Source organism: Pseudomonas sp. GW460-LB5, from assembly GCF_059423245.1.
On the sequence record NZ_JBWKXT010000033.1, the window covers coordinates 1 to 24,696 of the forward strand.

Consider the following 24,696-nt stretch of genomic DNA (forward strand, 5'->3'; position numbering starts at 1 on the left):
TGCTCCCGGGAGGACCGCGCTGCAGGCCCCATCCTGGGGCCCAGCGCTTGACGGGCATCCATGCCCGTCACCTCCCTACGCAAGCCCTGCGCTCGGCCTCCTGAAGTCGCAATCTGCGTTGCCTGAGCTACCGCGCGCTTAGAAGCCAAAGCAAAAGCAAGAGCAAGAGCAAGAGCAAGAGCAAGAGCAAGAGCAAGCAAACCAAGGGGAACCTGCCGAACCCAGCCGGCCTCTCAATTCAACAGGCTTCTTTAGAGCACGCCGCACATGAAATGCCTGATGCCTTGGTTAATCGCAGCCAGCCTGGCAGGCTGCGGCGAAACAGCCCTGTTGAGCGTAAACGACGGCAGCGGGCCAAACCCCCGCCTCCCCACCCCCGTCACAACACTGATCCCCACCGTAAATATCGCCCCTGCAGTGGGCTGGCCAAAGGGCAGCAAGCCGACCCCGGCACCAGGCACCCAGGTCAAAGCCTTCGCCAGCGGCCTCGACCACCCGCGCTGGCTCTACTTGCTGCCCAACGGCGATGTACTGGTGGCAGAGACCAACGCGCCACCCAAGCCCGAAGATGGCAAGGGCATTCGCGGCTGGGCCATGGACAAGGCGATGAAACGCGCCGGCGCGACCGTACCCAGCGCCAACCGTATAACCCTGCTGCGCGATGCCGACCATGACGGGGTGGCAGAAACTCGCACCCCTTTCATCGAAGGGCTCAACTCACCCTTCGGCATGACCCTGGTGGGCAAGGACTTGTACGTGGCCGACACCGACAGGCTGCTGCGCTTTCACTATGAACCGGGCGCCATGCAGATAACCGATAAAGGCCACCCGGTGACCGTGCTGCCCGGCGGGCCGCTGAACCATCACTGGACCAAGAACGTGATCGCAAGCCCCGATGGCAAGAAGCTTTATGTGACGGTTGGCTCGAACAGCAACATCGGGGAAAACGGTATGCAGAAGGAGCAAGGCCGCGCCGCTATCTGGGAAGTGGACCCCGCAAGCGGCAAGCACCGGCTGTTCGCCACCGGCCTGCGCAACCCCAACGGCCTGGCCTGGGAGCCACACAGCAACGTCTTGTGGACAGCAGTCAATGAACGTGACGAAATCGGCAGCGACCTGGTGCCTGATTACATCACCTCGGTAAAAGACGGCGGCTTCTATGGCTGGCCATACAGCTACTACGGGCAGCATGTAGATCACCGGGTACATCCACAGGCCCCGCAAAAGGTGGCCCAGGCCCTGGCGCCAGACTATGCGGTCGGCCCGCATACCGCATCCCTGGGGCTGGCATTCACCGAGCCTGGTGTACTGCCGCCGCCTTTCGATCAGGGGGCATTGGTCGGCCAGCACGGGTCGTGGAACCGTAAACCACACAGCGGCTACAAAGTGCTGTTCGTACCTTTCGACCGCTCAGGCAAACCTGCCGGCCGCCCCATCGACCTGCTCACGGGGTTTCTCGACCAAGAGGGCAAGGCGATGGGGCGTCCGGTGGGCGTGATCAACGATGGGCAACGCGGTGTATTGGTGGCCGACGATGTCGGCAATGTGATCTGGCGGGTGAGCAAAGCACCTTGAAACCGGGCGGCCTGTATCAGCCCCGTTGAACGGGGCCGCTGCTACAGGCGTTGATCATCAGGGGTTCTGCGCCAGATGCCCTTGCGGAATCACACGCTTGGCTTGAAGGTAAGCCTTGGCCCAATAGCTGTTGGACAGATAGTCCAGGCGCACCGTGCCACCCGTGGAAGGCGCATGCACAAAACGCCCTTCCCCTACATAAATGCCAGCATGACTGACTTGCGAACCGCCACTGGTGGCAAAGAACACCAGGTCGCCGGATTGCAGTGCCTTGGCATCCACCGTAGGTGCACGCATGACGATCATCTCCCGCGTTGAACGCGGCAAGCTGATACCGGCCGCGTCACGGTAGACGTATTTGATCAAACCACTGCAGTCGAAGCCGGAGTCCGGGGTGTTGCCGCCCCAGCGATAGGGCGTGCCCACCAGGCCAATGGCGCGGATCAATACGTCATCGGCAATCGGCGAAGGGCTTGGCTGGCTGTAAGTAACCTGCGGCGTAACCACAGGGGCCGGCGCAGGCGCACGGCTGGAGCAGGCAGCAAGCAATGCTGCCAGGGAGAGAAATGCAAAGCGCGCCATCTTTATCATGGCCAGAACATCCTGTCTGAGACCGCTGCGCTGCAGCCGAAAAGAGTTGAGAATTTAGATTAGACGCTTTCTGTAAATGCGCACGGCGGCGAGCTTTTTTCAAAGCATCGCCGCCGCCGCAGGATATATCATTTTGCTATCAGTTGCGCGCGATGTTGGTCGGCGCCATGGCCAAGGCACGCTTGGCTTCAATGAAGGTCTTGCTCCAGTAGCGGTCACCGAGGCTGTCGATGCGAACGCCACCGCTGCGGCGGCTGCTGGAGTGGATGAACTGGTTGTCACCCAGGTAGATGCCGGCATGGCTCACACGACCGCGGCCGTTGGTGCTGAAGAACAGCAGGTCACCTGGCTTGAGCTTGTTGCGGGCCACTTTCGGGGCATCGACGTTGATCATTTCACGCGTGGAACGCGGCAGGGTCATGCCCGCTTCTTCGCGGAACAGATAGCCGATGAAACCGCTGCAGTCGAAACCGGACTTTTCCGAGGTACCACCGAAGCGGTAGCGGGTGCCGATCAACGACATGCCGCGCTCGAGAATGCTGTCCGCCAGTACCGGCAACTGGTAAGGCTTGCTATTGCTGGAGAAAGCCTCCAGGTCATCTTCAGTGGCCAGCTCTTCCGGTTCGCCGAATACCGACGAAGGCGAGGCCTTGGCCTTGATTGCCGATTGTGCGGCGATCGGGGTGTGATCCTGGGGCTGCAGCGCTGAATGAGAAGCTGGGCCTTGGGCCGCGCAGCCAAAAAGCAGGGTCACGAGTGCGAGTGGCACGAGGGGTGCGAAGCGCTTTAGCATGGGCACGACCGTGTCTGTAATCCTTTAGAGGGGGAAACTATGCCCTCTATCATGGCCATTTGCAAATTTTATCGAAAAAGATGTGACTTTTCTGTTTTGCCGCTCTGGCCCAGCGTTTTCAGGGGGTTACCAGCCCAGGGTTTCCTTGAGAAACGGGATGGTCAGCTTGCGTTGTGCCTGCAGCGAGGCCTGGTCGAGGCGTTCGAGCAGGTCGAACAGCGCACTCATGCTGCGCGCACCGCGGGTGAGAATGAAGTGGCCGACTTCGTCGGTAAGGTGCAGGCCGCGGCGCGAAGCACGCAACTGCAGGGCACGCAGCTTGTCTTCATCGGACAAGCCACGCATCTGAAACACCAGCGCCAGGGTCAGCCGCGACTTCAGGTCCGGCAGCTTGATCGGCAGCTCCCGTGGCGATGCCGAGGCGGCCAGCAACAGGCGACGGCCACTGTCGCGCAGGCGGTTGAACAGGTGGAACATGGCCTCTTCCCAGTCTGCCTTGCCGGCGATCACATGCAGGTCGTCGATGCACACGAGCTCGTACTGGGCCAGGTAGTCGAGCACCTCCACACCCCGATCGAGCAGTTGCGCCAATGGCAGGTAGACAGCGGGCTCGCCGCGTTGCTGGAAACGGTGGGTGGCGGCCTGCAACAGGTGGCTACGGCCAACACCCTGCTTGCCCCACAGATAGATAAGGCTCTCGGTCCAGCCGGCGTCGGCTTCGCATAGCCGCTCGACGTAACCCAATGCCGCAGCATTGGCGCCCGGATAGTAGTTGATGAAGGTGGCGTCATCGCGCAGGCGCACACCCAGGGGCAACTGGATCGGTGGTTTCATGCTCGCGGGCGGTCGGCAGGACCGCAGGGGGCCTTTGGTGAACAATCTGCAAAGTCTATACCCGCAACGCGGGGCGCACAATCACGGCAATGGATAGCACAAGCAAAATCAACAAGTTGCGCTATTTTGCCGCTGACATCGATCCCTGTGGGAGCGGGCGCGTGCGCGAACACCGGCAAAGCCGGTGCCATGCACCGTGTCACATGCTTGGCGGGCATGCCCGCTCCCACAGGTTTGGCACAGACCTGTCCCTCACAGCTCCGGGTCAATGTCCCCGGCGTACATGTCCGATTCTTTGTACAGGTCATGGGCATGGCGCAGCAGCACCATGATCACCGCCGCCACCGGCAGGGCCAGCAGCACCCCGGTAAAGCCGAACAGCTCACCACCGGCAAGAATGGCAAAGATCACCGCCACCGGGTGCAGCCCGATACGATCGCCTACCAGCAGCGGGGTCAGCACCATGCCTTCCAGCGCCTGCCCGACCATGAACACCGCAACGATACCCAGCATCGGGTACAGGTCACCACCAAACTGGAACAGGCCGGCCACCAGCGCGGCACCAATGCCGATGATGAAGCCCATGTAAGGCACGATGGCCGCAAGGCCCGCAAGCATGCCGATCAGCAGGCCGAGTTCAAGCCCCACCAGCATGAGCCCGGCTGAATAGATGATGCCCAAAGCCACCATCACCATGAGTTGCCCGCGCACGAATGCCCCCAGCACTTCATGGCATTCGCCAGCCAGGCCCACTACTTGCGGTTCACGCTGGCGCGGTAGCAGGCCGCGCAGCTTGCCCATCATCAGGTCCCAATCGCGCAGCAGATAAAAACCCACCACAGGGATCAGCACCATGTTCGCCAGCCAGGCCATCAATGCCAGGCTCGAGGCAGTGGCCTGAGACAACAGCATGCCAACGATATCGGTGGTCTGCCCCATGTGCGCGCCGATGGCAGCCTTGATCTTGTCGAACTTCCAGAAACCATCGGCCAGGCCCAGGCGACCCTGCACCCAAGGCAGCGCCACCTGTTCGAGCCAATCGAGCATTTGCGGCGCCAGTTCGTACAGGCGCACCAGCTGCTTGGCAAGCATCGGCACCAGCACCAACAACAGGGCGAGCATCAGCAGGGTGAACAGGCTGAACACCACCACAACGCCCCAGGTGCGCGACAGGCCCAAGCGCTCGAGGCGGTCAACCAGCGGGTCGGCCAGGTAGGCCAGCAGGATGCCTACCAGGAACGGCGTAAGGATATTGTGCAAGCTATAAAGCAGCACAGCGATCAGCAGAGCAACACCCAGCCAGATCCAGCGACGAACATCGGTCACGGTATGCTCCTCTTACCAGCGAAAACGCAGGCCGTCGAACGGCTTGGGCGCAGGTGTGGCCGGCGCGGGTTGCTCACCCGTTGCACTCGCAGACGGGGCTGGTGCGGGGGGCATTGCGGGCGCCTGGTCGGCAGGCAGTTCCTGCAACTTGGCCAGGCCAAGCTGGGCACGCAATTGCTCGCGGTTGCCGGTCACGCCATAGGTCAGGGTGGTGCCTTCGGCCATCTGCAGGCGCGGGCCGTAAGGCTCAAGCACACGGGCAAGCTCGGCATAACGCTGCAGGCTCATCCCCTGCACTTGCACCTGCATCTGGCTGCTGGCGCCCGGACGGGCGACATAACGCGGCGCCAGACGGCTGCTTACCGCCAACATCACCGCATCGGCCAAGGCTACCGGGTCGGCCCCCTCGGCCGTGCCCTGCTCACGCTGGTCGCCCAGCCACAACTGCCACTTGCCCTGCCACTTTCCGTCGGCTTCCTGGGCATGTACCGCCAGCAAGGCGTCGGCGCCGTAGCGTTCAGAGGCCTCGCGCAGTGGGGCCGGGTCGCTGCCTTCGATCTGCTTGGCATTGGCCACCAGTTGCTCCTGCAGGTCGGCCAGTGGCAGGCGCAGCGGCAGACCACGGTGCTGGGCGGCACGACGCAAAGGCTGGGCGCTGGCCTGACCATCACCGACCAGGCTACTGCCTTCGACGCTGTCATTCAGCCACCAGCCGAGAATCGATGGCCGATTGCTACCCCACAGCGCGAGGCCGGCCTTGCGCAGGGCGCGCTCGGTACTACCCGGGTCGAACTCGACCAGCACAGACTCGGGCGGGCCGGCTTCGCTGCCGACCTGGTTGATGATTTGCTGCGGATCCTTGCGCAGGTCGGCCAACGCCGGGCTCTGCGCTGCCTTTGGGTCGCCGGTCAGGCGCAGCACCAGCGTGTCGAGGGCTTTGGCGGTGGCAGCGGTACGGGCTTCGGCGCCCTGCCCGGTGACCGGCTCGCGCACCTGATAAAGGCCGGAAACATTTTCAGCCAAGGCAGTGGCCGAGATCAGGGCCAGGCAACCGGTTGCCAGAATATTGAACAAACGCATGGAGGATTCCTGTCCAGTTACCGCAATGTCTATACCTTATACACGGGGGCGCAAGGTAACCAGTCGTGAGAGGGTGAAAGATTGGTTGCGGGGTGTTGTCGGGAGCGTGCGCCGGGTCGGACAGGTGTTCGCCACGACAGGTTCAGTGCCTGGGCGAGCGAGCGCCGCCCGCTCGACACATCGCAAGCGAAGTTCGCGCCTGGATCTGTTTCGGGCCAATGTCGCTTGTGCCTGAGCGCTCAACCGCCCTGTTTGTCCGGCAAGATAGCCATTTTCATGCCCTGCCCGTCGGCCTGAGGATGGCCGCTGCCCGGCAACCCTGATAAAATCGCGCGCCTTCACAGACCACTGACGTTTCAGGCAGCCGCCGCTTACCCGCCGGTCTTGGCCGTCATGGTCGTTTTTAAGAATCCCTCCCTCCTAAAGGCCTGGATCAATGAGCAAGCAACCCTCCCTGAGCTACAAGGACGCCGGTGTAGACATCGACGCCGGCGAAGCACTGGTCGAACGCATCAAGGGCGTGGCAAAACGCACCGCACGCCCTGAAGTCATGGGTGGCCTGGGCGGCTTCGGCGCCCTCTGCGAGATCCCGGCCGGCTATAAGCAGCCAGTACTGGTCTCCGGCACCGACGGCGTCGGCACCAAGCTGCGCCTGGCGCTGAACCTGAACAAGCACGACAGCATCGGCCAGGACCTGGTCGCCATGTGCGTCAACGACCTGGTGGTGTGCGGTGCCGAGCCACTGTTCTTCCTCGACTACTACGCCACCGGCAAACTGAATGTTGACGTGGCCGCCACCGTGGTTACCGGCATTGGCGCCGGTTGCGAACTGGCTGGTTGCTCGCTGGTGGGTGGTGAAACCGCCGAAATGCCTGGTATGTACGAAGGCGAAGACTACGACCTGGCCGGCTTCTGCGTCGGCGTGGTGGAAAAGGCCGAGATCATCGACGGCTCCAAGGTTGCCACTGGCGACGCGCTGATCGCCCTGCCGTCTTCGGGCCCGCACTCCAACGGCTATTCGCTGATCCGCAAGATCCTCGAAGTGTCCGCCACCGACATCGAGAACACCCAGCTGGACGGCAAACCGCTGACCGACCTGCTGATGGCGCCTACCCGCATCTACGTCAAGCCGCTGCTGCAGCTGATCAAGAACACCGGTGCCGTGAAGGCCATGGCCCACATCACCGGTGGCGGCCTGCTGGACAACATCCCGCGCGTACTGCCGAAAAACGCCCAGGCCGTGGTTGACGTAGCCAGCTGGCAGCGCCCGGTGGTGTTCGACTTCCTGCAGGAAAAAGGCAACGTCGACGAGCATGAGATGCACCGTGTGCTGAACTGCGGCGTGGGCATGGTCATTTGCGTAGCCCAGGATCAGGTCGAAGCTGCGCTGAACGAACTGCGCGCCGCCGGTGAGCAGCCATGGGTGATCGGCCACATCGCCGAAGCCGCCGAAGGCGCCGCCCAGGTCGAGCTGCAAAACCTCAAGGCACACTGATGCCAAGCAAGACCTGCAATGTAGTGGTGTTGCTGTCGGGCTCCGGCAGCAACCTGCAAGCCCTGATTGACAGCTGCCAAGGCCAGGACAGCCCGGTGCGCATCCGTGCGGTGGTTTCCAACCGCGCCGATGCCTACGGCCTGCAACGCGCAGCGGCGGCCGGCATCGACACCGTCGTGCTCGACCACACCCAGTTCGACGGCCGTGAGGCCTTCGATGCCGCGCTGATGGCGCGCATCGACGGCTTCGCTCCCGACCTGGTGGTGCTGGCCGGTTTCATGCGCATCCTCAGTGGCGGCTTTGTGCGCCACTATCAAGGCCGCCTGCTCAACATTCACCCGTCGTTGCTGCCCAAATACAAGGGCCTGCATACCCATCGCCGGGCGCTTGAGGCAGGCGACGCCGAACATGGCTGCAGCGTACACTTCGTGACGGAGGAACTCGATGGCGGCCCACTGGTCGTACAGGCTGTGGTACCGGTTGCGTCTGACGACACCGTCGAAAGCCTGGCCCAGCGGGTACACCATCAGGAACACCTGATCTATCCGCTGGCAGTGCGCTGGTTCGCTGAAGGGCGCTTGCGCCTTGGCGAACAGGGTGCATTACTGGATGGCCAGCCGCTGGCGGCCAGCGGCCACTTGATTCGATCCTAGGAGAATTTATGCGTCGCGCCCTGCTCTTGGCTCTTGCCGTGCTTGCCCTGCCCCTCCAGGCAGCTGACCTCAAGCCTTTCTCGGCCAGCTACACCGCCGACTGGAAGCAGCTGCCCATGAGTGGCACCGCCGAGCGCAGCCTGGTCAAGAATGCCAACGGTACCTGGGACCTTAACTTCAAGGCTTCCATGATGATCGCCAGCCTGACCGAGCAAAGCACCCTGCGCCTGGAAAACGACACCCTGCTGCCGCAGAAGTACCATTTCGAGCGCGGCGGCCTGGGCAAAGCCAAGAAGGTCGACCTGAACTTCGACTGGACCGGCAAGAAGGTCACCGGCAGCGACCGTGGCGATGCCATCAACCTGCCACTGATCCGCGGCGTGCTGGACAAGTCGTCCTACCAGCTGGCGCTGCAGCATGACGTGGCGGCCGGCAAGAAGAGCATGACCTACCAGGTGGTCGACGGTGACGAGATCGACACCTACGACTTCCGTGTACTGGGTACCGAAAAGGTCACCACCAAGACCGGCCAGGTCGATGCCGTGAAGGTCGAGCGCGTGCGCGACCCAAGCCAGAGTAAACGCATCACCGAGCTGTGGTTCGCCAAGAGTTGGGACTACCTGCTGGTGCAACTGCGCCAGGTCGAGACTGATGGCAAGGAGTATGTGATCGTGCTGCAGGATGGCACGGTCGATGGCAAGCCGGTGAAGGGCAACTGACCCCGCACTGCCAGCAGCACCCGAAGCCCCGCTCAGTGCGGGGCTTTTTGTGCCTGCCCTGCACCGCCATCGCTTCATGAAACTTGTTTCATGCCCGTTTTATTTACTTAGCCTGCTAACAAACTCTATAAAGAGGGTGTGCGACACACTGTCGCAGCCAACTGAAGAAGTGGAGTTTACCGATGACAGTCCAAGTAACCGAACGCGACGAATCGAAAATGTCCCACGAAGGCCTGGCCGCTGGCGTGCGGATCTGGGATGTGCACCAACAAGGCCAACTGGTGGGCATGTTCCACAATGAACACGAAGCACACCAGTACCGCGCAGAGCTGGAAGACCTGGAAAGCCAGCGCACCACGCAGTAGCCCTCTTCAAATAAAAAACCCCGCCAAGGCGGGGTTTTTGGTTTTTACCACATCAGATCGTCCGGGATCTTGTAGGCCGCGTACGGGTCATCCTCGTCCGCTTCCTCGACATGGGTGTTGAGCAGCAGAATGCGGTTGGGGTCGCGCTCCTGGATCTTGACCGCCGCCTCACGAGGAATGACCTCGTAGCCGCCGGCATGGGCCACGACCGCCAGTGCGCCGTTACTCAACTTGGTCCGCATCAGGGCATTGACAGCAATGCGCTTGACCTTCTTGTCGTCGACAAAGTTGTAGTAGTCCTCGGTGTTCAGCTTGGGCAGGCGCGTGGCTTCGATCAATTGCTTGACCTGCGCGGCACGGGCCTTTTGCTCAGCCTTTTCCTGCTGCTGGCGATTCAGCTCCTGGTCGCGCTTGACCTTTTCGGCCATGGCTTCCTTGGCAATGCGCTGTTGGCTGTCGTCGACTTCGACCTGGCCTTTGTGCTCCATGCGCTTCTGTTTCTTTTCAGCTTTGTTGGTCTGCGAGACCTGTTTCTGGTTGACCAGACCGGCTTTGAGCAATTGGTCGCGAAGGGAAAGGCTCATGAATGTTCACTCACTTATGCAACAGCTCAGCCGCAGCTGGGCAGGTTCTTTTCCTGACGCTTGGCTTCACCCCAAAGGGCGTCCAGTTCGTCAAGGTCACAATCTTCAATGGGGCGGCCACTGTCGCGCAACGCCTGTTCGATAAAACGGAAACGTCGCTCGAACTTGCGGTTGGCGCGGCGCAGGGCGTTTTCCGGGTCTTGCTTGAGGTGGCGGGCCAGGTTGACGGCGGCGAACAGCAGGTCGCCCACCTCGTCTTCAAGCGCATCGGCATCACCGTCGGCCATGGCCTGAAGCACTTCATCCAGCTCTTCGCGCACCTTGTCCAGCACCGGCAATGCAGCAGGCCAGTCGAAACCGACCGTGGCCGCACGCTTTTGCAGTTTGGCTGCCCGCGACAGGGCCGGCAAGGCTGACGGTACATCGTCGAGCAACGACAGTTGCTCGGGTGTGCTTTTCTCGGCCCGCTCCTGGGCCTTGATCTCTTCCCAGCGTGACTTGACCTGGGCCTCGTTCAGGCTGGGCGTATCCAGCGGCGCATACAGCTCGCCGGTAGGGAATACATGTGGGTGGCGGCGGATCAGCTTGCGGGTGATGCTGTCGACCACGCCATCGAACTCGAAACGGCCCTCTTCCCGGGCCAGTTGGCTGTAGTAGACCACCTGGAACAGCAAGTCGCCCAGCTCACCCTGCAGGTGCTCGAAATCGCCGCGCTCGATGGTGTCGGCGACTTCGTAGGCTTCTTCGATGGTGTGCGCAACGATACTCGCGTAGTTCTGCTGAAGATCCCACGGGCAGCCATATTGCGGGTCGCGCAGGCGGGCCATGAGGTGCAGCAGGTCTTCGAGGGTGTAGGTCATCTAGACAGGTCCTTCGGCAGTGGCTTCTTCGCAGGCTTGCCCGCGAAGAAGGCCACGCAATCTCAAGGGGTTCTATTACGCCGCGTCTCGATGATGTTCGGCAACTGCGAAATCCGCCCCAGCAGGCGCCCCAGCGCATCCAGGCCTGGAATCTCGATGGTCAGCGACATCAACGCAGTGTTGTCTTCCTTGTTCGATCGGGTGTTCACCGCCAGCACGTTGATCTTCTCGTTCAGCAGCACCTGCGACACGTCGCGCAGCAACCCCGGGCGGTCGTAGGCACGGATAACGATGTCGACCGGATAGGTCTGCACCGGGATCGGCCCCCAGCTCACCTGGATCATGCGCTCCGGCTCCTTGCCCGCCAGCTGCAGCACCGAGGCGCAATCCTGGCGGTGGATACTCACGCCACGGCCCTGGGTGATATAACCGACGATGGCGTCGCCCGGCAGCGGCTGGCAGCAGCCGGCCATCTGCGTCAGCAGGTTGCCGACCCCCTGAATCTGGATGTCGCCACGCTTGCCGCTGCGCGGCCCGGTAGGTTTGCGCGGGACCAGTTCGATCTGCTCGATACGCTCGGGCTCCAGCAATTGCTGGGCGGCGTTGACCAGGTGGGCCAGGCGCAGGTCGCCCGCGCCAAGCGAGGCGAACATGTCCTCGGCAGTCTTGACGTTGGTCTTCTCTGCCAGGCGCTCGAAGTCCACCTGCGGCAAACCCAGGCGGCTGAGCTCGCGTTCGAGCAGGGTTTTGCCGGCGGCTACGTTCTGGTCGCGCGCCTGCAGCTTGAACCAGTGCACGATCTTTGCCCGCGCCCGCGAGGTGGTGACGTAGCCCAGGTTGGAGTTCAACCAGTCACGGCTGGGGTTGCCGTGCTTGCTGGTGATGATCTCCACCTGCTCACCGGTCTGCAGGCTGTAGTTCAGCGGCACGATACGGCCGTTGATCTTGGCACCCCGGCAGTTGTGGCCGATCTCGGTGTGCACACGGTAGGCGAAGTCCAGCGGGGTCGCGCCCTTGGGCAAGTCGATGGCGTGGCCGTCAGGGGTGAACACATAGACCCGGTCCGGCTCGATGTCGACCCGCAACTGATCGACCAGGCCACCGATGTCGCCCAACTCTTCGTGCCATTCCAGCACCTGGCGCAGCCAGGAGATCTTCTCTTCGTAATGGTTGGAGCTGGGCTTGACGTCGGTGCCCTTGTAGCGCCAGTGGGCGCAAACCCCCAGCTCGGCCTCTTCATGCATGCCGTGGGTGCGGATCTGCACCTCCAGCACCTTGCCCTCGGGGCCGATCACTGCGGTGTGCAGCGAGCGGTAGCCGTTTTCCTTGGGGTTGGCGATGTAGTCGTCGAACTCTTTGGGGATGTGCCGCCACAGCGTGTGCACGATACCCAGCGCGGTGTAGCAGTCGCGAATTTCCGGCACCAGCACACGCACTGCACGCACGTCGTAGATCTGGCTGAATTCCAGGCCTTTGCGCTGCATCTTGCGCCAGATCGAATAGATATGCTTCGCCCGGCCGCTGATGTCGGCATTGACGCCCGTGGCCAGCAGCTCGTTCTGCAACTGGTTCATCACGTCGCTGATGAAGCGTTCGCGGTCCAGCCGGCGTTCGTGCAGCAGTTTGGCGATCTGCTTGTACTGGTCGGGTTCGAGGTAGCGGAAAGACAGGTCTTCCAGCTCCCACTTGATGTGGCCGATACCCAGGCGGTGCGCCAGCGGCGCATAGATGTCGAACACCTCACGCGCGACACGCAGGCGTTTCTCGTCGTCGGCGGCCTTGACCGCACGGATTGCACAGGTACGCTCGGCCAGCTTGATCAGTGCCACACGCACATCGTCGACCATGGCCACGAGCATCTTGCGCAGGTTCTCGACCTGCGCCTGCGAACCCAGCACCAACGACTGCCGCGGGCTGAGACTGGCGCTGATGGCCGCCATGCGCAACACGCCGTCGATCAGCTTGGACACCACCGGCCCGAACCGCTGGCTGACCTCGGCCAGGGTCACTTTGCCTTCGCGTACCGAACGGTAGATGACCGCTGCCACCAGGGAGTCCTGGTCAAGCTTGAGGTCTGCCAGAATTTCGGCAATTTCCAGGCCTGCCTGGAAACTGGACGTACCGTCCGCCCAGGAATGCTTGGCCGGGTTGCCCTTCTTCTCGATCTCATGGGCAAACTCGCAGGCTTCTTTGAGCGCTGCGCGATCCAGTGCCGAATCGACGCTTACCACATGGTCCAACCATCCTTCGAGATTGATACTGCCGTCGGTGTTGACCGGCTGGTGCACTCTCACCTGTACCATCTTTGTTTTACCTTTCCATACAGCGCGCCACGCGGGAGCGCTGGAGATCACCGTACGGCAACCATTCCATGGAAGCCGCACCAAGGGGCCACTCTGCTAGCCCGCTTCGAATAACGCCATGGCCTCGACATGCGCCGTTTGAGGAAACATGTCGAGAATCCCGGCCCTTTTTAACCGGTACCCCTGGCCGACCAGCACCTGCGCGTCTCGCGCCAGCGTGGCCGGGTTGCACGATACGTAGACCAGCCGTTTGGCCTTGAGGCGTGCGATGCCTTGCACCACCTCGAACGCACCGTCGCGCGGTGGATCCAAGAGTACCGCAGAAAAGCCTTCGGCGGCCCATCCGGTGCCTGCCAAAGGCTGCGATAAATCGGCCTGAAAAAACCGTGCGTTATGCACATTGTTGTTCCGGGCATTGGCCGCGGCCCGATCGACCATGGCCTGAACACCTTCTACCGCCACTACCTCGCGCGCCTTGCGGGCCAGCGGCAGGGCAAAGTTGCCCAAGCCGCAGAACAGGTCAAGCACCCGCTCGTCGGCTTGCGGTGCCAGCCAGGCCAGGGCCTGCTCGATCATCGCCGTGTTGACCTGGGCATTCACCTGCACGAAGTCACCAGGGCGCCAGGCCAGTTCCAGCTGCCACGGCGCCAGGGCAAAGCCCAGTTGTGCGGCAGGGTCCACCGGCGCCGGCTCATCTTCACCCTGCAGCCACAGCTGGGCATTGGCCTGTTCGCAGAACGCCTGCAGCTTTGCCAGGTCGTCTGCCGGCAGCGGCGCGACGTGGCGCACCAACACCGCCTCGGCGGTACCGCTGAACAGTTCCACATGGCCCACCGCCTGCGGTTTGCTCAACGAGCGCAGCACCGTCGGCAAGTGACGCAAAATCGATTGCAAGGGCTGTACCAGCACCGCGCAATCGCCGATGGCAATAATGTCCTGGCTGGCTTCGGCACGGAAGCCCACCTCCAGCTGACGCGCCTTGACGTCCCAGCGCACGGCCACACGGGCCCGGCGCCGGTAGCCGAATTCCGGCCCGCTCAGGGGCGCGGCCCATTCCTCGGGTTGCACGCCGGCCACCCGCTGCAGTTGCTCGGCAAGGGTGCGCTGCTTGAGTGCCAGCTGCGCTTCATGGGGCAGGTGCTGCAGGTTGCAGCCACCACAGCGCGCATAATGGCGGCACGGCGCCTCACGGCGCTCGGGGCTGGCCTGCAGCAGCCGCTCCAGGCGGGCCTCGACCACTTTGCCACGGGCGTTGAGCACCCGCGCCTCCACGGCCTCACCGGCAAGGGCACCACTGACGAACCAGGTGCGCCCGTCAAGGAAGGCGATGCCACGGCCGTCACCGGCCAGGCGCTCGATGTCCAGGCGCTGCTTCTTGCCCACGGGGACCTGGGGGGTGCGGTTGCCGCCGGCCGGCTGGAAGCGCAGGCCGCTGTTGCTTTTTTTCTTGGACATTTAGCTCGGATCAAACAGGCCGGTGGACAGGTAACGGTCGCCGCGGTCGCAGATGATGGCAACCATCACGGCATTTTCCACCTCGCGGGAGAGGCGCAGCATGGCTGCAACCGCACCACCAGAGGACACGCCGCAGAAAATGCCCTCTTCACGGGCAAGGCGGCGGGTGGTGTCTTCGGCTTCCTGCTGCGACATGTCGACCACACGGTCGACACGGGTGGCGTCGAAGATTTTCGGCAGGTATTCCTCGGGCCAGCGGCGAATGCCCGGGATAGCCGAGCCTTCCATCGGTTGCAGGCCGATGATCTGCACCGCCGGGTTCTGCTCCTTGAGGTATTGCGAGCAACCCATGATGGTGCCGGTAGTGCCCATGGAACTGACAAAATGGGTGATGCTGCCCTGTGTCTGCTGCCAGATCTCAGGGCCGGTGCTGTTGTAGTGGGCAATCGGATTGTCGCCGTTGGCGAACTGGTCAAGCACCAGGCCGCGGCCTTCGGCTTGCAGTTTCTCGGACAGGTCGCGGGCGCCTTCCATACCCTCCTCCTTGGTCACCAGGATCAGCTCGGCGCCGTAGGCGGTCATGGCGGCCTTGCGCTCGGCGGTGGAGTTGTCGGGCATGATCAAGATCATCTTGTAGCCCTTGATCGCCGCCGCCATTGCCAGGGCAATACCGGTATTGCCGGACGTGGCTTCGATCAGGGTGTCGCCGGGCTTGATCTGGCCACGCAATTCGGCGCGGGTGATCATCGACAGCGCCGGGCGGTCCTTCACCGAGCCGGCAGGATTGTTACCTTCGAGCTTGAGCAGGAGGGTGTTGCTGGTTTCACCAGCAATGCGCTGCAGGCGAACCAGGGGCGTATTGCCGACGCAATCGGCGATGGTTGGGTACTGCAAGGTCATGGTGTATTTCACAATCCGGACGGCAGGGGCGCCTATCATACCGGCAAACCCTTCGCGGCCATATCACGCAATCTGTGGTGTATATAGCTACAAGCTATAACGCGAACCTGTGCGGGCTTCTTCGCGGGTAAACCCGCTCCCACAGGTACTCCACTGGCCTCAAGCGTAGTGGTGACCCTGTGGGAGCGGGTTTACCCGCGAAGGGGCCGGCGCATGTAACGGCAACCTCATCCACAGCCGCAGCCCACGCTTGCCATTCTGCGCCCACAAAGTGCCGCCTTGGCGCTGAATGGCACTGCGGGCGATGCTCAAGCCCAGGCCGAACCCCCCATCCCCCGGCCGAGAACCGTCCAGCCGCGAGAACGGGGCGAAGATCCGCTCCAGGTCTTCTTCAGCCACACCGCCGCCCTCGTCCTCCAGCCACAGCCGCCAATAACTGCCTTCGGGCTGACCACCCAGCCGCACCACCCCCTCGGCCGGCGAGTGACGAATGGCGTTGCGCAAGATGTTTTCCAGTGCCTGGGCCAAGTGGTTGAGGTTGCCCTGCACCCAACAGTCGGCCGGTACTTCGCAGCGCAGGCGCGCGGGAGACCAGCCGCTTTCGTAGCTGGCATTCTCTGCCAGCAGTTCCCAAAGCGCGTGGACTTCGATGGGCTCCAGGTTCATCGGCGCACGTTCGGCGTCCTGCCAGGCCAACTGCAGGGTGTCCTCCACCAACTGCTGCATGCAGTCCACTTCACGGGTCAGGCGTTCGCGCAGGCGCTGCAGGTCGGTTTCGCCGTCGCATGCCACCCGCAAGCGGCTCAGCGGTGTGCGCATTTCGTGGGACAGGTCGCGCAGCAACTGCTGCTGCATGGCCACCGTGCCCTGCAGGCGCTCGGCCATCTGGTCAAAGGCGCGGGCCAGTTCGCCCAGCTCGTCATGGCGTGCGATAGTGCGCGAGTCGAGGCGAGCCGATAACTGATCGGCGCGCCAGGCATTGGCCTGCTCGCGAAGCTGATTCAGCGGCACGATCAACATGCGGTACAGGCCCACGCACAACAGCAAGGTGAACAGGCCAGGGATGACGCCGTTGGTGACGATGCGCCACAGCAACCGGTACTGGTCCGGATTGAACCGCTGTGGCAGTTCGATCACCACCATGCCCTGCTCAGGCGCCCCCGGGAACGGTATACGTACCCACGGCTGGTCGACGCTGCGCCGGCTCATCGGCCAGTCGACACCCCGCAGGCGCGTCAGCCGCTGCATGATCTGCGGGTCGAGGGTGGCGCTGTCGAGCGGCCTCAGGTTGATATCGAGCACGCCAACCCAGCCCCGTTCGCGCTGGTGCATCGTCGCCACCCACTGGTCAAGCCCTGCCCGGCCGCCGCTGCGCCAGGCCTGTTCAGCCTCGCCGGCATAGCCACGCAACACCTGCCGCGCCGGCTCCGAGAGGAAGGCATTCTGGATTTCCATGTGCCGGCCCCAGGTGTAACTGAGGCCGATCATCAGCAGGCAGAAGCCCACCAGCAGGATGGCCAGTTTCCAGAACAGCGAATGGCGGTCAAGCATGGGGGATCACTCCGCCTCGCTGGCGCTGAGGACATAACCCTTGCCCCACACGGTTCGGATCTGCCGTTCGTGATAGCCAATGCCCTTGAGCTTGCGGCGGATCTGGCTGACGTGCATGTCCAGGCTGCGGTCATGCCGCGAATAGCCACGCTGCAACACCTGCTGGTACAGGAATGGCTTGCTCAGGACATCATCGAAGTTGCGGTTCAGGATGTCGAACAGCCGGTATTCACTGGGGGTCAGGCCCGCCAGGCGACCGTCCAGGCGTACGTCACACAAGCCCTCGTCAAACTGCAGCTCGCCGCAGGCGGCATGCTCCAGCGGGGCTTGGTGACGGCGCTCCAGCGCTACCCGGCGCAAGATTGCCTCGATGCGCACCTGCAGCTCGGCCATGCTGAACGGCTTGGGCAGGTAATCGTCGGCCCCGCGCTGGAAGCCGCTGATGCGGTCGGCCTCGGCACCCAGCGCCGACATCAGGATCACCGGCGTCGCGCTGCGCTTGCGCAATTGCGCCAAGGCATCCAGGCCGTTCAACCCGGGCAGCAAAATATCCATGAGCACCACATCGAAAACCTGGCGACCCGCCGTTTCCAGCCCCTCCAGCCCATTTCGGCACCAGGTTACCTGGAAGCCGCCGCGTTGCAGCTCTTCGTGAAGATAGGCACCCAGAACCGGGTCGTCCTCGATGGCGAGGATGTTGGAGTTGTAAATAGCTACAGGATTCATTGGCAACTGCCATGCATTCTCAATTGCGCGATTATTGAGCATCCAATACCCGCCAGGCAACCGCCCTGTGACCAATGCCCCGGCAATGGTGCAAAACAGCCACTAAAGAGGTGCAATAGCGCTGCAGGCGGAGTAACTTCCCGGCTTGGCCGTCATCGCTTGACGGCGTCCAGGCACATGACAGGAGGCGAGTGTGCTCGATCGTTTGGGAATCCGCAGCCGGGTCCTGCTGCTGGCCCTGCTGCCGGCCGCTCTGATGGCCCTGGTGCTCGGCAGTTACTTTACCTGGCTGCAACAGAACGACCTGCGTACCCAGTTGCTGCAACGCGGCAAGATGATCGCCGAGCAGCTGGCGCCGTTGGCTGCACCCGCCATGGCCCGGCTTGCGCCCGCACAGCTGGAGCGCATCGCCGCGCAGACCCTGGAACAGGCCGATGTGCGCGCAGTCGCATTCCTGGCCCCGGACCGCACGCGCCTGGCCCACGCGGGCCCGAGCATGCTCAACCAGCCGCCCAGCGGAGGCACTGGCACGCAACTGCTGCAACGCAGCGGCAATGACGCCACCCGCTACCTGATGCCCGTGTTCGGCCACCACCGCGACCTCGCCACCGATGCCGTGCCGGCCGAAGCCGAGCGCCTGCTAGGCTGGGTCGAGATCGAGCTGTCGCACGACGGCACCCTGCTGCGCGGCTACCGCAACCTGTTCACCAGCCTGCTGCTGATCCTCGCCTGCCTGGTACTCAGCGGCCTGCTGGCGCTGCGCATGAGCCGCACCATCAACGACCCCATCGAGCGCATCAAACACGCGGTCAACCAACTCAAGGACGGCCACCTCGAAGAACGCCTGCCGACCATGGGCAGCCACGAGCTGGACGAGCTGGCCCGTGGCATCAACCGCATGGCCGAAACCCTGCAAAACGCTCACGAAGAACTGCAGCACAGCATCGACCAGGCCACTGAAGACGTGCGCCAGAACCTGGAAACCATCGAAATCCAGAACATCGAACTGGACATGGCGCGCAAAGAGGCCCTTGAGGCCAGCCGCATCAAGTCGGAGTTCCTGGCCAACATGAGCCACGAAATCCGCACGCCGCTCAACGGCATCCTGGGCTTTACCCATCTGCTGCAGAAAAGCGAGCTGACGCCACGCCAGCTGGACTACCTGAACACCATCGAGAAGTCAGCCGACAACCTGCTGGGGATCATCAACGAAATCCTCGATTTCTCCAAGATCGAGGCCGGCAAGCTGGTGCTCGACAGCATTCCTTTCAACCTGCGCGACCTGATCCAGGACACCTTGACAATCCTCGCCCCGGCCGCCCACGCCAAGCAGCTGGAATTGCTCAGCCTGATCTACCGCGACACCCCTTCTTCGCTGATCGGCGACCCGTTGCGGCTCAAGCAGATCCTCACCAACCTTGTCAGCAACGCCATCAAGTTCACCCGCGAAGGCACCATCGTCGTGCGCGCCATGCTCGAAGACGAGCACGAGGACAGCGCGCAGCTGCGCATCAGCGTGCAGGACACGGGTATCGGTTTGTCACCGCAGGAGGTGCGCACGCTGTTCCAGGCCTTCAGCCAGGCCGACAACTCGCTGGCCCGCCAACCCGGTGGCACGGGGCTGGGGCTGGTAATTTCCAAGCGCCTGATCGAGCAGATGGGTGGCGAAATCGGTGTCGACAGTACCCCGGGCGAGGGGTCGCAGTTCTGGATCAGCCTCAACCTGCCAAAAGCCCACGACGACCTCGAGGAGCAGCCGTTGCAGCCGCTGCTGGGCCGCCGCGCAGCCATCGTCGACGGCCACGAGCTGGCGCGCCAGGCCTTGGAACACCAGCTGGAGGACTGCGGCCTCAGCGTCAGCCTGTTCGCCTCCTACGAGCAGTTGCTGCAGGCGGTACAGGCCGCCAGCCAGGCCGGCCTGCCGTTCGAGTTCGCCGTGCTCGGGGCGAACATGGGCAACCTGTCGCCCGAACAACTGGGCCACTATCACCAGCAACTTGAGCGTTACCATTGCCAGTGCGTGGTGCTGTGCCCCACCACCGAGCAGGCGCTTTATCACCCCTACCTGCCCAACGGCCATGGCCAGTTGCTGTCCAAGCCCACCTGCACCCGCAAACTGCGCCGTCTGCTGATGGAACTGGTGCAACCGCGCCGTCCACAGAGCGAGGCGCACAACATCAATGGCCAGCGCCAGCCGAAGGTTCTCTGCGTCGACGACAACGCCGCCAACCTGCTGCTTGTGCAAACCCTGCTCGAGGACCTGGGCGCCCAGGTGCTGGCCGTGGACAACGGCTATGCAGCGGTGGAGGCCGTGCAGGACGAGCCGTTCGATCTGGTGCTGATGGACGTGCAGATGCCCGGCATGGATGGCCGCGCCTGCACCGAGCAGATTCGCCTTTGGGAAAACACCCAAAGTAGTAACCCTTTGCCAATCGTCGCCCTCACCGCCCATGCCATGGCCAACGAAAAGCGCGCACTGCTGCACGCTGGCATGGACGACTACCTGACCAAGCCGATCAGCGAGCGGCAACTGGCGCAAGTGGTGATGAAGTGGACTGGTTTGAGCCTGGGCGTGCCGCAACAGGCGCAGACAGAGCCATTGGCCAGCAGTGATGACCTGAAGGTGCTCGACCCCGAAGAAGGCCTTCGCCTGGCGGCAGGCAAGGCGGACCTGGCGGCCGACATGCTGAGCATGCTGCTGTCCTCGCTGGACGCCGACCGCGATGCCATACGCGCCGCCCGCGAGGCAGACGACCGCAATGCCCTGATAGAACAGGTACACCGCCTTAACGGTGCCTCGCGCTATTGTGGTGTGCCACAGCTGCGCGCAGCCTGTCAGCGCAGCGAAACCCTGCTCAAGCAGGACCACCCACAGGCACAGCAAGCGCTGGATGAGCTGGACGGTGCGATCAGCCGGCTAGCGGCGCAGGCCAGATTGAGTGCATGGCCGTTGCTGTGGCCTACGCAGCATTTGTAGGAGGAGCCTGACCATGCGCGTCCTGTTGTTCAGCAGCCAGCATTACGATCAGGAAAGTTTCACCCGGGCCGCCAGCGGCAGCGCGCTGGAGCTGCATTTCCAGCCCGCCCGCCTGACCCTCGACACCGCTGCCCTGGCCAGCGGCTACGAAGCCGTTTGCGCCTTCATCAATGATGAACTCGACGCCTCGGTGCTCCAGCGCCTGGCCGAAGGCGGCACACGCCTGATCGCCCTGCGTTCGGCCGGCTACAACCATGTCGACCTGGCCGCTGCCCAGCGCCTGGGCCTTGCCGTGGTGCGCGTGCCGGCCTACTCGCCGCACGCTGTGGCCGAACACGCCGTGGCACTGATCCTGGCCCTCAACCGGCGCCTGCACCGGGCCTACAACCGCACCCGCGAAGGCGACTTCACCCTGCACGGGCTGACCGGTTTCGACCTGCACGGCAAAACCGTCGGTGTGGTCGGCACCGGCCAGATCGGTGCCGCCTTCGCCCGTATCATGGCTGGCTTCGGCTGCCAGCTGCTGGCCTATGACCCCTACCCCAACCCAGAGCTGCTGGCCCTTGGCGCGCGCTACCTGACCTTGCCCGAGCTGTTGCGCGAAGCCCGTATCATCAGCCTGCACTGCCCGCTGACCGAGCACACCCGGCATTTGATCAATGCACAAAGCCTGGCGCAACTGCAGCACGGCGCCATGCTGATCAACACGGGGCGTGGCGCACTGGTCGATACCCCGGCACTGATCGACGCGCTGAAAAGCGGCCAGCTTGGCTACCTGGGCCTGGACGTCTACGAAGAAGAAGCCCAGCTGTTCTTCGAGGACCGCTCCGACCTGCCCCTGCAGGACGATGTACTGGCCCGCCTGCTGACCTTCCCCAACGTGATCATCACTGCCCATCAGGCCTTCCTTACCCGCGAAGCGCTGGACGCCATTGCCGCCACCACGCTGGACAACATCAACCGCTGGGCGGCAGGCAATCCACAGAATCTGGTCATGGGTTAGTGCTAGGATACGCGGCATTTCTGGAGGACCCATGGTCGAGCACGATTTCCGCTACACCCTTTTCAACCCGCAACACACCCTGATCGAGTGCCGTGCACTGGTGCCGGGCCGCTATCAGGTCACCGGCAACGGCGGTTCGATGCACAAAGGCGACACCCTGCTGGTGACCCTCAAGGGCAGCAAGGACTTGTCCATGCGACTGACCGTGGACAGCGTGCGCCACCTGATCAACCCGCGCGGCCAGTGGGTTGCCGTGGCCAGCGGGCCCGTGTTCAACGAACTGGAAATCCTCACTTGGCAGGTTGAGTGCGACAGCTGCGACGCCGTGCTGGATTTCGAATTTGCCGTGGACGCCAAGCTGGGCAAGAAAGCCCGCCAGCCCGCCGCCAACGCACGTATCGCCGAACTGGGCTGGGCCAGCCGTGGCGAAAAACACCTGTGCCCGCGTTGCCAGGAGAGCGCCGAGTGAAAAATCTGCTGACCGGCGTGCTGATTACCACCAGCCTGCTCGGCTGCGCCGCACAACCTTCAAAACTGCAACAGGAGCGCAGCTACGTGCTGGAGTGGATTGGCGAACGCCCGCTGATCGACTACAGCCACCTGACCCTGACCCTGGCCAGCGACGGCCGCGCCTATGGCAATGCCGGCTGCAACCACTGGTTTGCGCCGTATACGCTGGAGGGTGAGCGCCTGAGCTTCGGCAAGGTCGGCAAGACCCGCAAGCTGTGCGCACCGGCGTTGATGGAGCAGGAAAAGCGCTTTTTGCAGGCGCTGGAAACGGTAGAGCGCTGGGATGTGTCGCCGGTGGAGCAGATGCGCTTCTGGCCCGCCGAAGGCAAGCCACTGCGGTTCTGGCCTGAGGAAGGCTGAGGATTGCCGGGGCCGCTTTGCGGCCCCAACTGCATCAGGCGCCTTTCAGGGCCTTGATCTTGGCCTGCAGCCCTTCCAGGGTCTGCTCGCCCATCAACTGCTCACGCACCTTGCCCTTGTCATCGATGATGTAGGTCACCGGCAGCGCCTCGCTGCGGGGCAGGTCATAACGCTCGGCCGGGTCCTGGGCCAGTACGGTAAAACCGATGCCCAGGGTTTCAGCGGCCTGTTTCAGGTCCTGCCCTTGCAAGCCATCGAAGTTCACCCCCACCACCTTGATGCCATCGGCCGCCCACTGCTTGGCCGCCGCGTTCAATTCCGGGATTTCGGTACGGCACGGCCCGCACCATTCGGCCCAATAGTTGAGCACCAGCCAGTGCCCTTCGATCTGTTCGGCCTTAACCGTATTACCGTGTTGGTCCACGCCATAATCGGCACCGCAACCACCGAGCAACAGGCTCGCGGTGATGGCCAGTACTGCTGCCAGACGCCTTGCCATGGGTCAATCCTTCTCGAGTTTTAAAGCAAATTGGTCAGTCGCTGCGGTTAGAATAGCCGCCACACCCAGCTGGATGCGACCCGACATGACTGACCTCACGCTTTATCATAACCCGCGCTGCTCGAAATCCCGCGGCGCGCTGGAACTGCTCGAAGCCCGCGGGCTGGCACCGACCATCGTGCGCTATCTGGAAACCCCGCCCGACGTGGCCACCCTCAAGGCACTGCTCGACAAGCTGGGCATCGCCCCACGCCAATTGCTGCGTACTGGCGAGGACGAATACAAAGCGCTGAACCTGGCCGACCCGGCAATGACCGACGCGCAGCTGATCGAGGCCATGGCCCAGCACCCCAAACTGATCGAACGGCCGATTCTGGTTGCCGGCGACAAGGCCGTGGTTGGCCGCCCACCGGAAAAAGTGCTGGAGATCCTGCCGTGAGCGCCCCCTACATCCTGGTGCTGTATTACAGCCGCCATGGGTCGACCAGTGAAATGGCCCGGCATATTGCCCGCGGCATCGAACTGGCCGGCATGGAGGCTCGCCTGCGCACAGTGCCCGCTATTTCTACCGAATGTGAAGCGGTGGCCCCGGACATCCCGCCCAGCGGGGCGCTGTACGCCACCCTGGACGACCTGCGCCACTGCGCCGGCCTGGTACTGGGCAGCCCGACCCGCTTCGGCAACATGGCGGCGCCGCTGAAGTACTTCCTGGATGGCACCAGCAGCCTGTGGCTGGGTGGTGAACTGGTCGGCAAGCCGGCGGGTGTGTTCACCTCTACCGCCAGCCTGCACGGCGGCCAGGAAACCACCCTGCTGTCGATGATGCTGCCATTGATGCACCACGGCATGCTGGTGATGGGCCTGCCGTACAGCGAGTCGGCCTTGCTGGAAACCCGCGGCGGCGGCACGCCTTACGGCGCCAGCCACCATGCAGGTGCAGATGGCAAACGCGAACTTGACCAGCACGAGACCGCCCTGTGTCGTGCCTTGGGCCAACGCCTGGCCACCACAGCCAAAGCCCTGGAGGCCGCGCGTGGCTAAAAAGCCCAAGGTGTTGCCGCCGCTGGAATGGCTGGCACCGCGCCTGCGCCTGACACGGGCCTTGAGCCTGGCGTTCTTCTTCGGCCTCATCGCCCTGCTGGTGGTGAACAACCTGTGGTTTGCCAACCTGCATGGGGCACGGGTCGGGGTGATTCTGGCGATCGAGCTGGTGCCGCTACTGCTGCTGTTGCCGGGCATGCTGACAGGCAGCGCCCGGGCACATGCCTGGGCCTGTTTCGTGGTGAATATCTATTTCATCAAGGGCGTGCTGGCGGCATTTGACCCGGCGCGGGCGATTTTTGGCTGGCTTGAAGTGTTGCTGAGCCTGGGGTTGTTCATTGCCGGGCTGCTGTATGTGCGCTGGAAGTTCCAGCATGAGCGGCGCATGGCGGGCGAAGGGAGTTGAATTTTTCGCGGGCTCGCCCGCTCCCACAGGGATCGCGCCACACTTGAGGCCTGCGCTGGACCTGTGGGAGCGGGCATGCCCGCGAAAAGG

The 24,696-nt window shown here is 63.2% G+C and carries 25 protein-coding genes; 12 read left to right on the forward strand and 13 right to left on the reverse strand.

The genetic code is table 11. From position 1 onward, the window contains the following. The first annotated feature begins 267 nt into the window (after positions 1-267). Positions 268-1,575 carry a PQQ-dependent sugar dehydrogenase gene (locus AC07XM_RS19370; RefSeq protein WP_102690332.1) on the forward strand — a complete coding sequence of 436 codons (1,308 nt, stop codon included), beginning with the start codon at positions 268-270 and terminating at the stop codon, positions 1,573-1,575. Between the two features lie 57 nt (positions 1,576-1,632). Here AC07XM_RS19370 and AC07XM_RS19375 read toward each other — a convergent pair whose 3' ends face one another. The 5 genes from AC07XM_RS19375 to AC07XM_RS19395 all read right to left on the reverse strand — a co-directional run bounded on the left by AC07XM_RS19375 (position 1,633) and on the right by AC07XM_RS19395 (position 6,199). Then, entirely contained in the window at positions 1,633-2,166 is a 534-nt protein-coding gene (locus AC07XM_RS19375; protein WP_016485272.1) for a C40 family peptidase, read from the reverse strand. Positions 2,167-2,305: 139 nt separating this feature from the next. Further along, positions 2,306-2,959, reverse strand: coding sequence for a C40 family peptidase (locus tag AC07XM_RS19380; RefSeq protein WP_016485271.1), 654 nt, complete (start codon positions 2,957-2,959; stop codon positions 2,306-2,308). A gap of 126 nt (positions 2,960-3,085) precedes the next feature. Beyond that, positions 3,086-3,793: a DnaA regulatory inactivator Hda gene (gene hda, locus AC07XM_RS19385; protein ID WP_016485270.1), complete on the reverse strand. Its 708-nt coding sequence runs from the start codon at positions 3,791-3,793 to the stop codon at positions 3,086-3,088. A gap of 252 nt (positions 3,794-4,045) precedes the next feature. Next, positions 4,046-5,119, reverse strand: coding sequence for an AI-2E family transporter (locus tag AC07XM_RS19390; RefSeq protein WP_016485269.1), 1,074 nt, complete (start codon positions 5,117-5,119; stop codon positions 4,046-4,048). Between the two features lie 12 nt (positions 5,120-5,131). Continuing rightward, entirely contained in the window at positions 5,132-6,199 is a 1,068-nt protein-coding gene (locus AC07XM_RS19395; protein ID WP_102689729.1) for a DUF2066 domain-containing protein, read from the reverse strand. A 436-nt stretch (positions 6,200-6,635) separates the two neighbouring features. Between AC07XM_RS19395 and purM the strand changes: the two genes are divergently transcribed. From purM to AC07XM_RS19415, 4 genes are all read left to right on the forward strand, one after another. Continuing rightward, a complete protein-coding gene (gene purM, locus AC07XM_RS19400; RefSeq protein ID WP_016485267.1) occupies positions 6,636-7,694 on the forward strand; it encodes a phosphoribosylformylglycinamidine cyclo-ligase in 1,059 nt (352 codons plus the stop codon). Next, the gene (purN, locus tag AC07XM_RS19405; RefSeq protein ID WP_016485266.1) at positions 7,694-8,347 is read left to right on the forward strand and encodes a phosphoribosylglycinamide formyltransferase; all 654 of its coding nucleotides are present in this window, start codon (positions 7,694-7,696) and stop codon (positions 8,345-8,347) included. The genes purM and purN overlap by 1 nt, the downstream gene beginning before the upstream one ends. Before the next feature lie 8 nt (positions 8,348-8,355). Next, entirely contained in the window at positions 8,356-9,066 is a 711-nt protein-coding gene (locus AC07XM_RS19410) for a DUF3108 domain-containing protein (RefSeq protein WP_016485265.1), read from the forward strand. 182 nt (positions 9,067-9,248) lie between these two features. Further along, on the forward strand, positions 9,249-9,431 hold the full coding sequence (locus tag AC07XM_RS19415; protein ID WP_016485264.1) for a hypothetical protein: 183 nt from the start codon (positions 9,249-9,251) through the stop codon (positions 9,429-9,431). 44 nt (positions 9,432-9,475) lie between these two features. On the opposite strand, the gene AC07XM_RS19420 is transcribed toward AC07XM_RS19415, so the two are convergent. From AC07XM_RS19420 to AC07XM_RS19450, 7 genes are all read right to left on the reverse strand, one after another. Continuing rightward, positions 9,476-10,015: a DUF2058 domain-containing protein gene (locus AC07XM_RS19420; RefSeq protein ID WP_016485263.1), complete on the reverse strand. Its 540-nt coding sequence runs from the start codon at positions 10,013-10,015 to the stop codon at positions 9,476-9,478. A 26-nt stretch (positions 10,016-10,041) separates the two neighbouring features. Continuing rightward, complete coding sequence (mazG, locus tag AC07XM_RS19425; protein WP_016485262.1) at positions 10,042-10,875, reverse strand: nucleoside triphosphate pyrophosphohydrolase; 834 nt, start codon at positions 10,873-10,875, stop codon at positions 10,042-10,044. A 62-nt stretch (positions 10,876-10,937) separates the two neighbouring features. Next, positions 10,938-13,178: a GTP diphosphokinase gene (gene relA / locus AC07XM_RS19430; protein ID WP_016485261.1), complete on the reverse strand. Its 2,241-nt coding sequence runs from the start codon at positions 13,176-13,178 to the stop codon at positions 10,938-10,940. Positions 13,179-13,274: 96 nt separating this feature from the next. Beyond that, on the reverse strand, positions 13,275-14,633 hold the full coding sequence (gene rlmD / locus AC07XM_RS19435; RefSeq protein WP_102689728.1) for a 23S rRNA (uracil(1939)-C(5))-methyltransferase RlmD: 1,359 nt from the start codon (positions 14,631-14,633) through the stop codon (positions 13,275-13,277). After that, positions 14,634-15,533 (reverse strand): cysteine synthase CysM, encoded by a 900-nt coding sequence (cysM, locus tag AC07XM_RS19440; protein WP_102689727.1) that lies wholly within the window; start codon positions 15,531-15,533, stop codon positions 14,634-14,636. Positions 15,534-15,692: 159 nt separating this feature from the next. Further along, a complete protein-coding gene (locus AC07XM_RS19445) occupies positions 15,693-17,084 on the reverse strand; it encodes a sensor histidine kinase (RefSeq protein ID WP_102689726.1) in 1,392 nt (463 codons plus the stop codon). 6 nt (positions 17,085-17,090) lie between these two features. Beyond that, entirely contained in the window at positions 17,091-17,810 is a 720-nt protein-coding gene (locus AC07XM_RS19450) for a response regulator transcription factor (RefSeq protein WP_016485257.1), read from the reverse strand. A gap of 193 nt (positions 17,811-18,003) precedes the next feature. On the opposite strand from AC07XM_RS19450, the gene AC07XM_RS19455 reads away from it, so the two are divergent. Genes AC07XM_RS19455 through AC07XM_RS19470 form a run of 4 tightly spaced genes read left to right on the forward strand, consistent with a single transcriptional unit; the run spans position 18,004 to position 22,660 of the window. Further along, complete coding sequence (locus AC07XM_RS19455; RefSeq protein WP_016485256.1) at positions 18,004-20,787, forward strand: response regulator; 2,784 nt, start codon at positions 18,004-18,006, stop codon at positions 20,785-20,787. Between the two features lie 13 nt (positions 20,788-20,800). After that, complete coding sequence (locus tag AC07XM_RS19460; RefSeq protein WP_016485255.1) at positions 20,801-21,790, forward strand: 2-hydroxyacid dehydrogenase; 990 nt, start codon at positions 20,801-20,803, stop codon at positions 21,788-21,790. Between the two features lie 31 nt (positions 21,791-21,821). Then, positions 21,822-22,259, forward strand: a complete 438-nt coding sequence (locus tag AC07XM_RS19465; protein WP_096425701.1) for a hypothetical protein — start codon at positions 21,822-21,824, stop codon at positions 22,257-22,259. Then, positions 22,256-22,660 carry an META domain-containing protein gene (locus AC07XM_RS19470; RefSeq protein ID WP_016485253.1) on the forward strand — a complete coding sequence of 135 codons (405 nt, stop codon included), beginning with the start codon at positions 22,256-22,258 and terminating at the stop codon, positions 22,658-22,660. The genes AC07XM_RS19465 and AC07XM_RS19470 overlap by 4 nt, the downstream gene beginning before the upstream one ends. 34 nt (positions 22,661-22,694) lie before the next feature. Here the strand turns inward: AC07XM_RS19470 and AC07XM_RS19475 are convergent, their stop codons facing one another. Next, positions 22,695-23,159: a TlpA disulfide reductase family protein gene (locus tag AC07XM_RS19475; protein WP_023047672.1), complete on the reverse strand. Its 465-nt coding sequence runs from the start codon at positions 23,157-23,159 to the stop codon at positions 22,695-22,697. A gap of 85 nt (positions 23,160-23,244) precedes the next feature. On the opposite strand from AC07XM_RS19475, the gene arsC reads away from it, so the two are divergent. The 3 genes from arsC to AC07XM_RS19490 are packed head-to-tail and all read left to right on the forward strand — an operon-like array spanning position 23,245 to position 24,606. Further along, positions 23,245-23,598 (forward strand): arsenate reductase (glutaredoxin), encoded by a 354-nt coding sequence (gene arsC / locus AC07XM_RS19480; RefSeq protein WP_060519594.1) that lies wholly within the window; start codon positions 23,245-23,247, stop codon positions 23,596-23,598. Beyond that, positions 23,595-24,200, forward strand: coding sequence for an NAD(P)H:quinone oxidoreductase (gene wrbA / locus AC07XM_RS19485; RefSeq protein ID WP_102689725.1), 606 nt, complete (start codon positions 23,595-23,597; stop codon positions 24,198-24,200). The genes arsC and wrbA overlap by 4 nt, the downstream gene beginning before the upstream one ends. Next, positions 24,193-24,606: a DUF2069 domain-containing protein gene (locus AC07XM_RS19490; RefSeq protein WP_016485249.1), complete on the forward strand. Its 414-nt coding sequence runs from the start codon at positions 24,193-24,195 to the stop codon at positions 24,604-24,606. The genes wrbA and AC07XM_RS19490 overlap by 8 nt, the downstream gene beginning before the upstream one ends. The last annotated feature ends 90 nt before the right edge of the window (positions 24,607-24,696 follow it).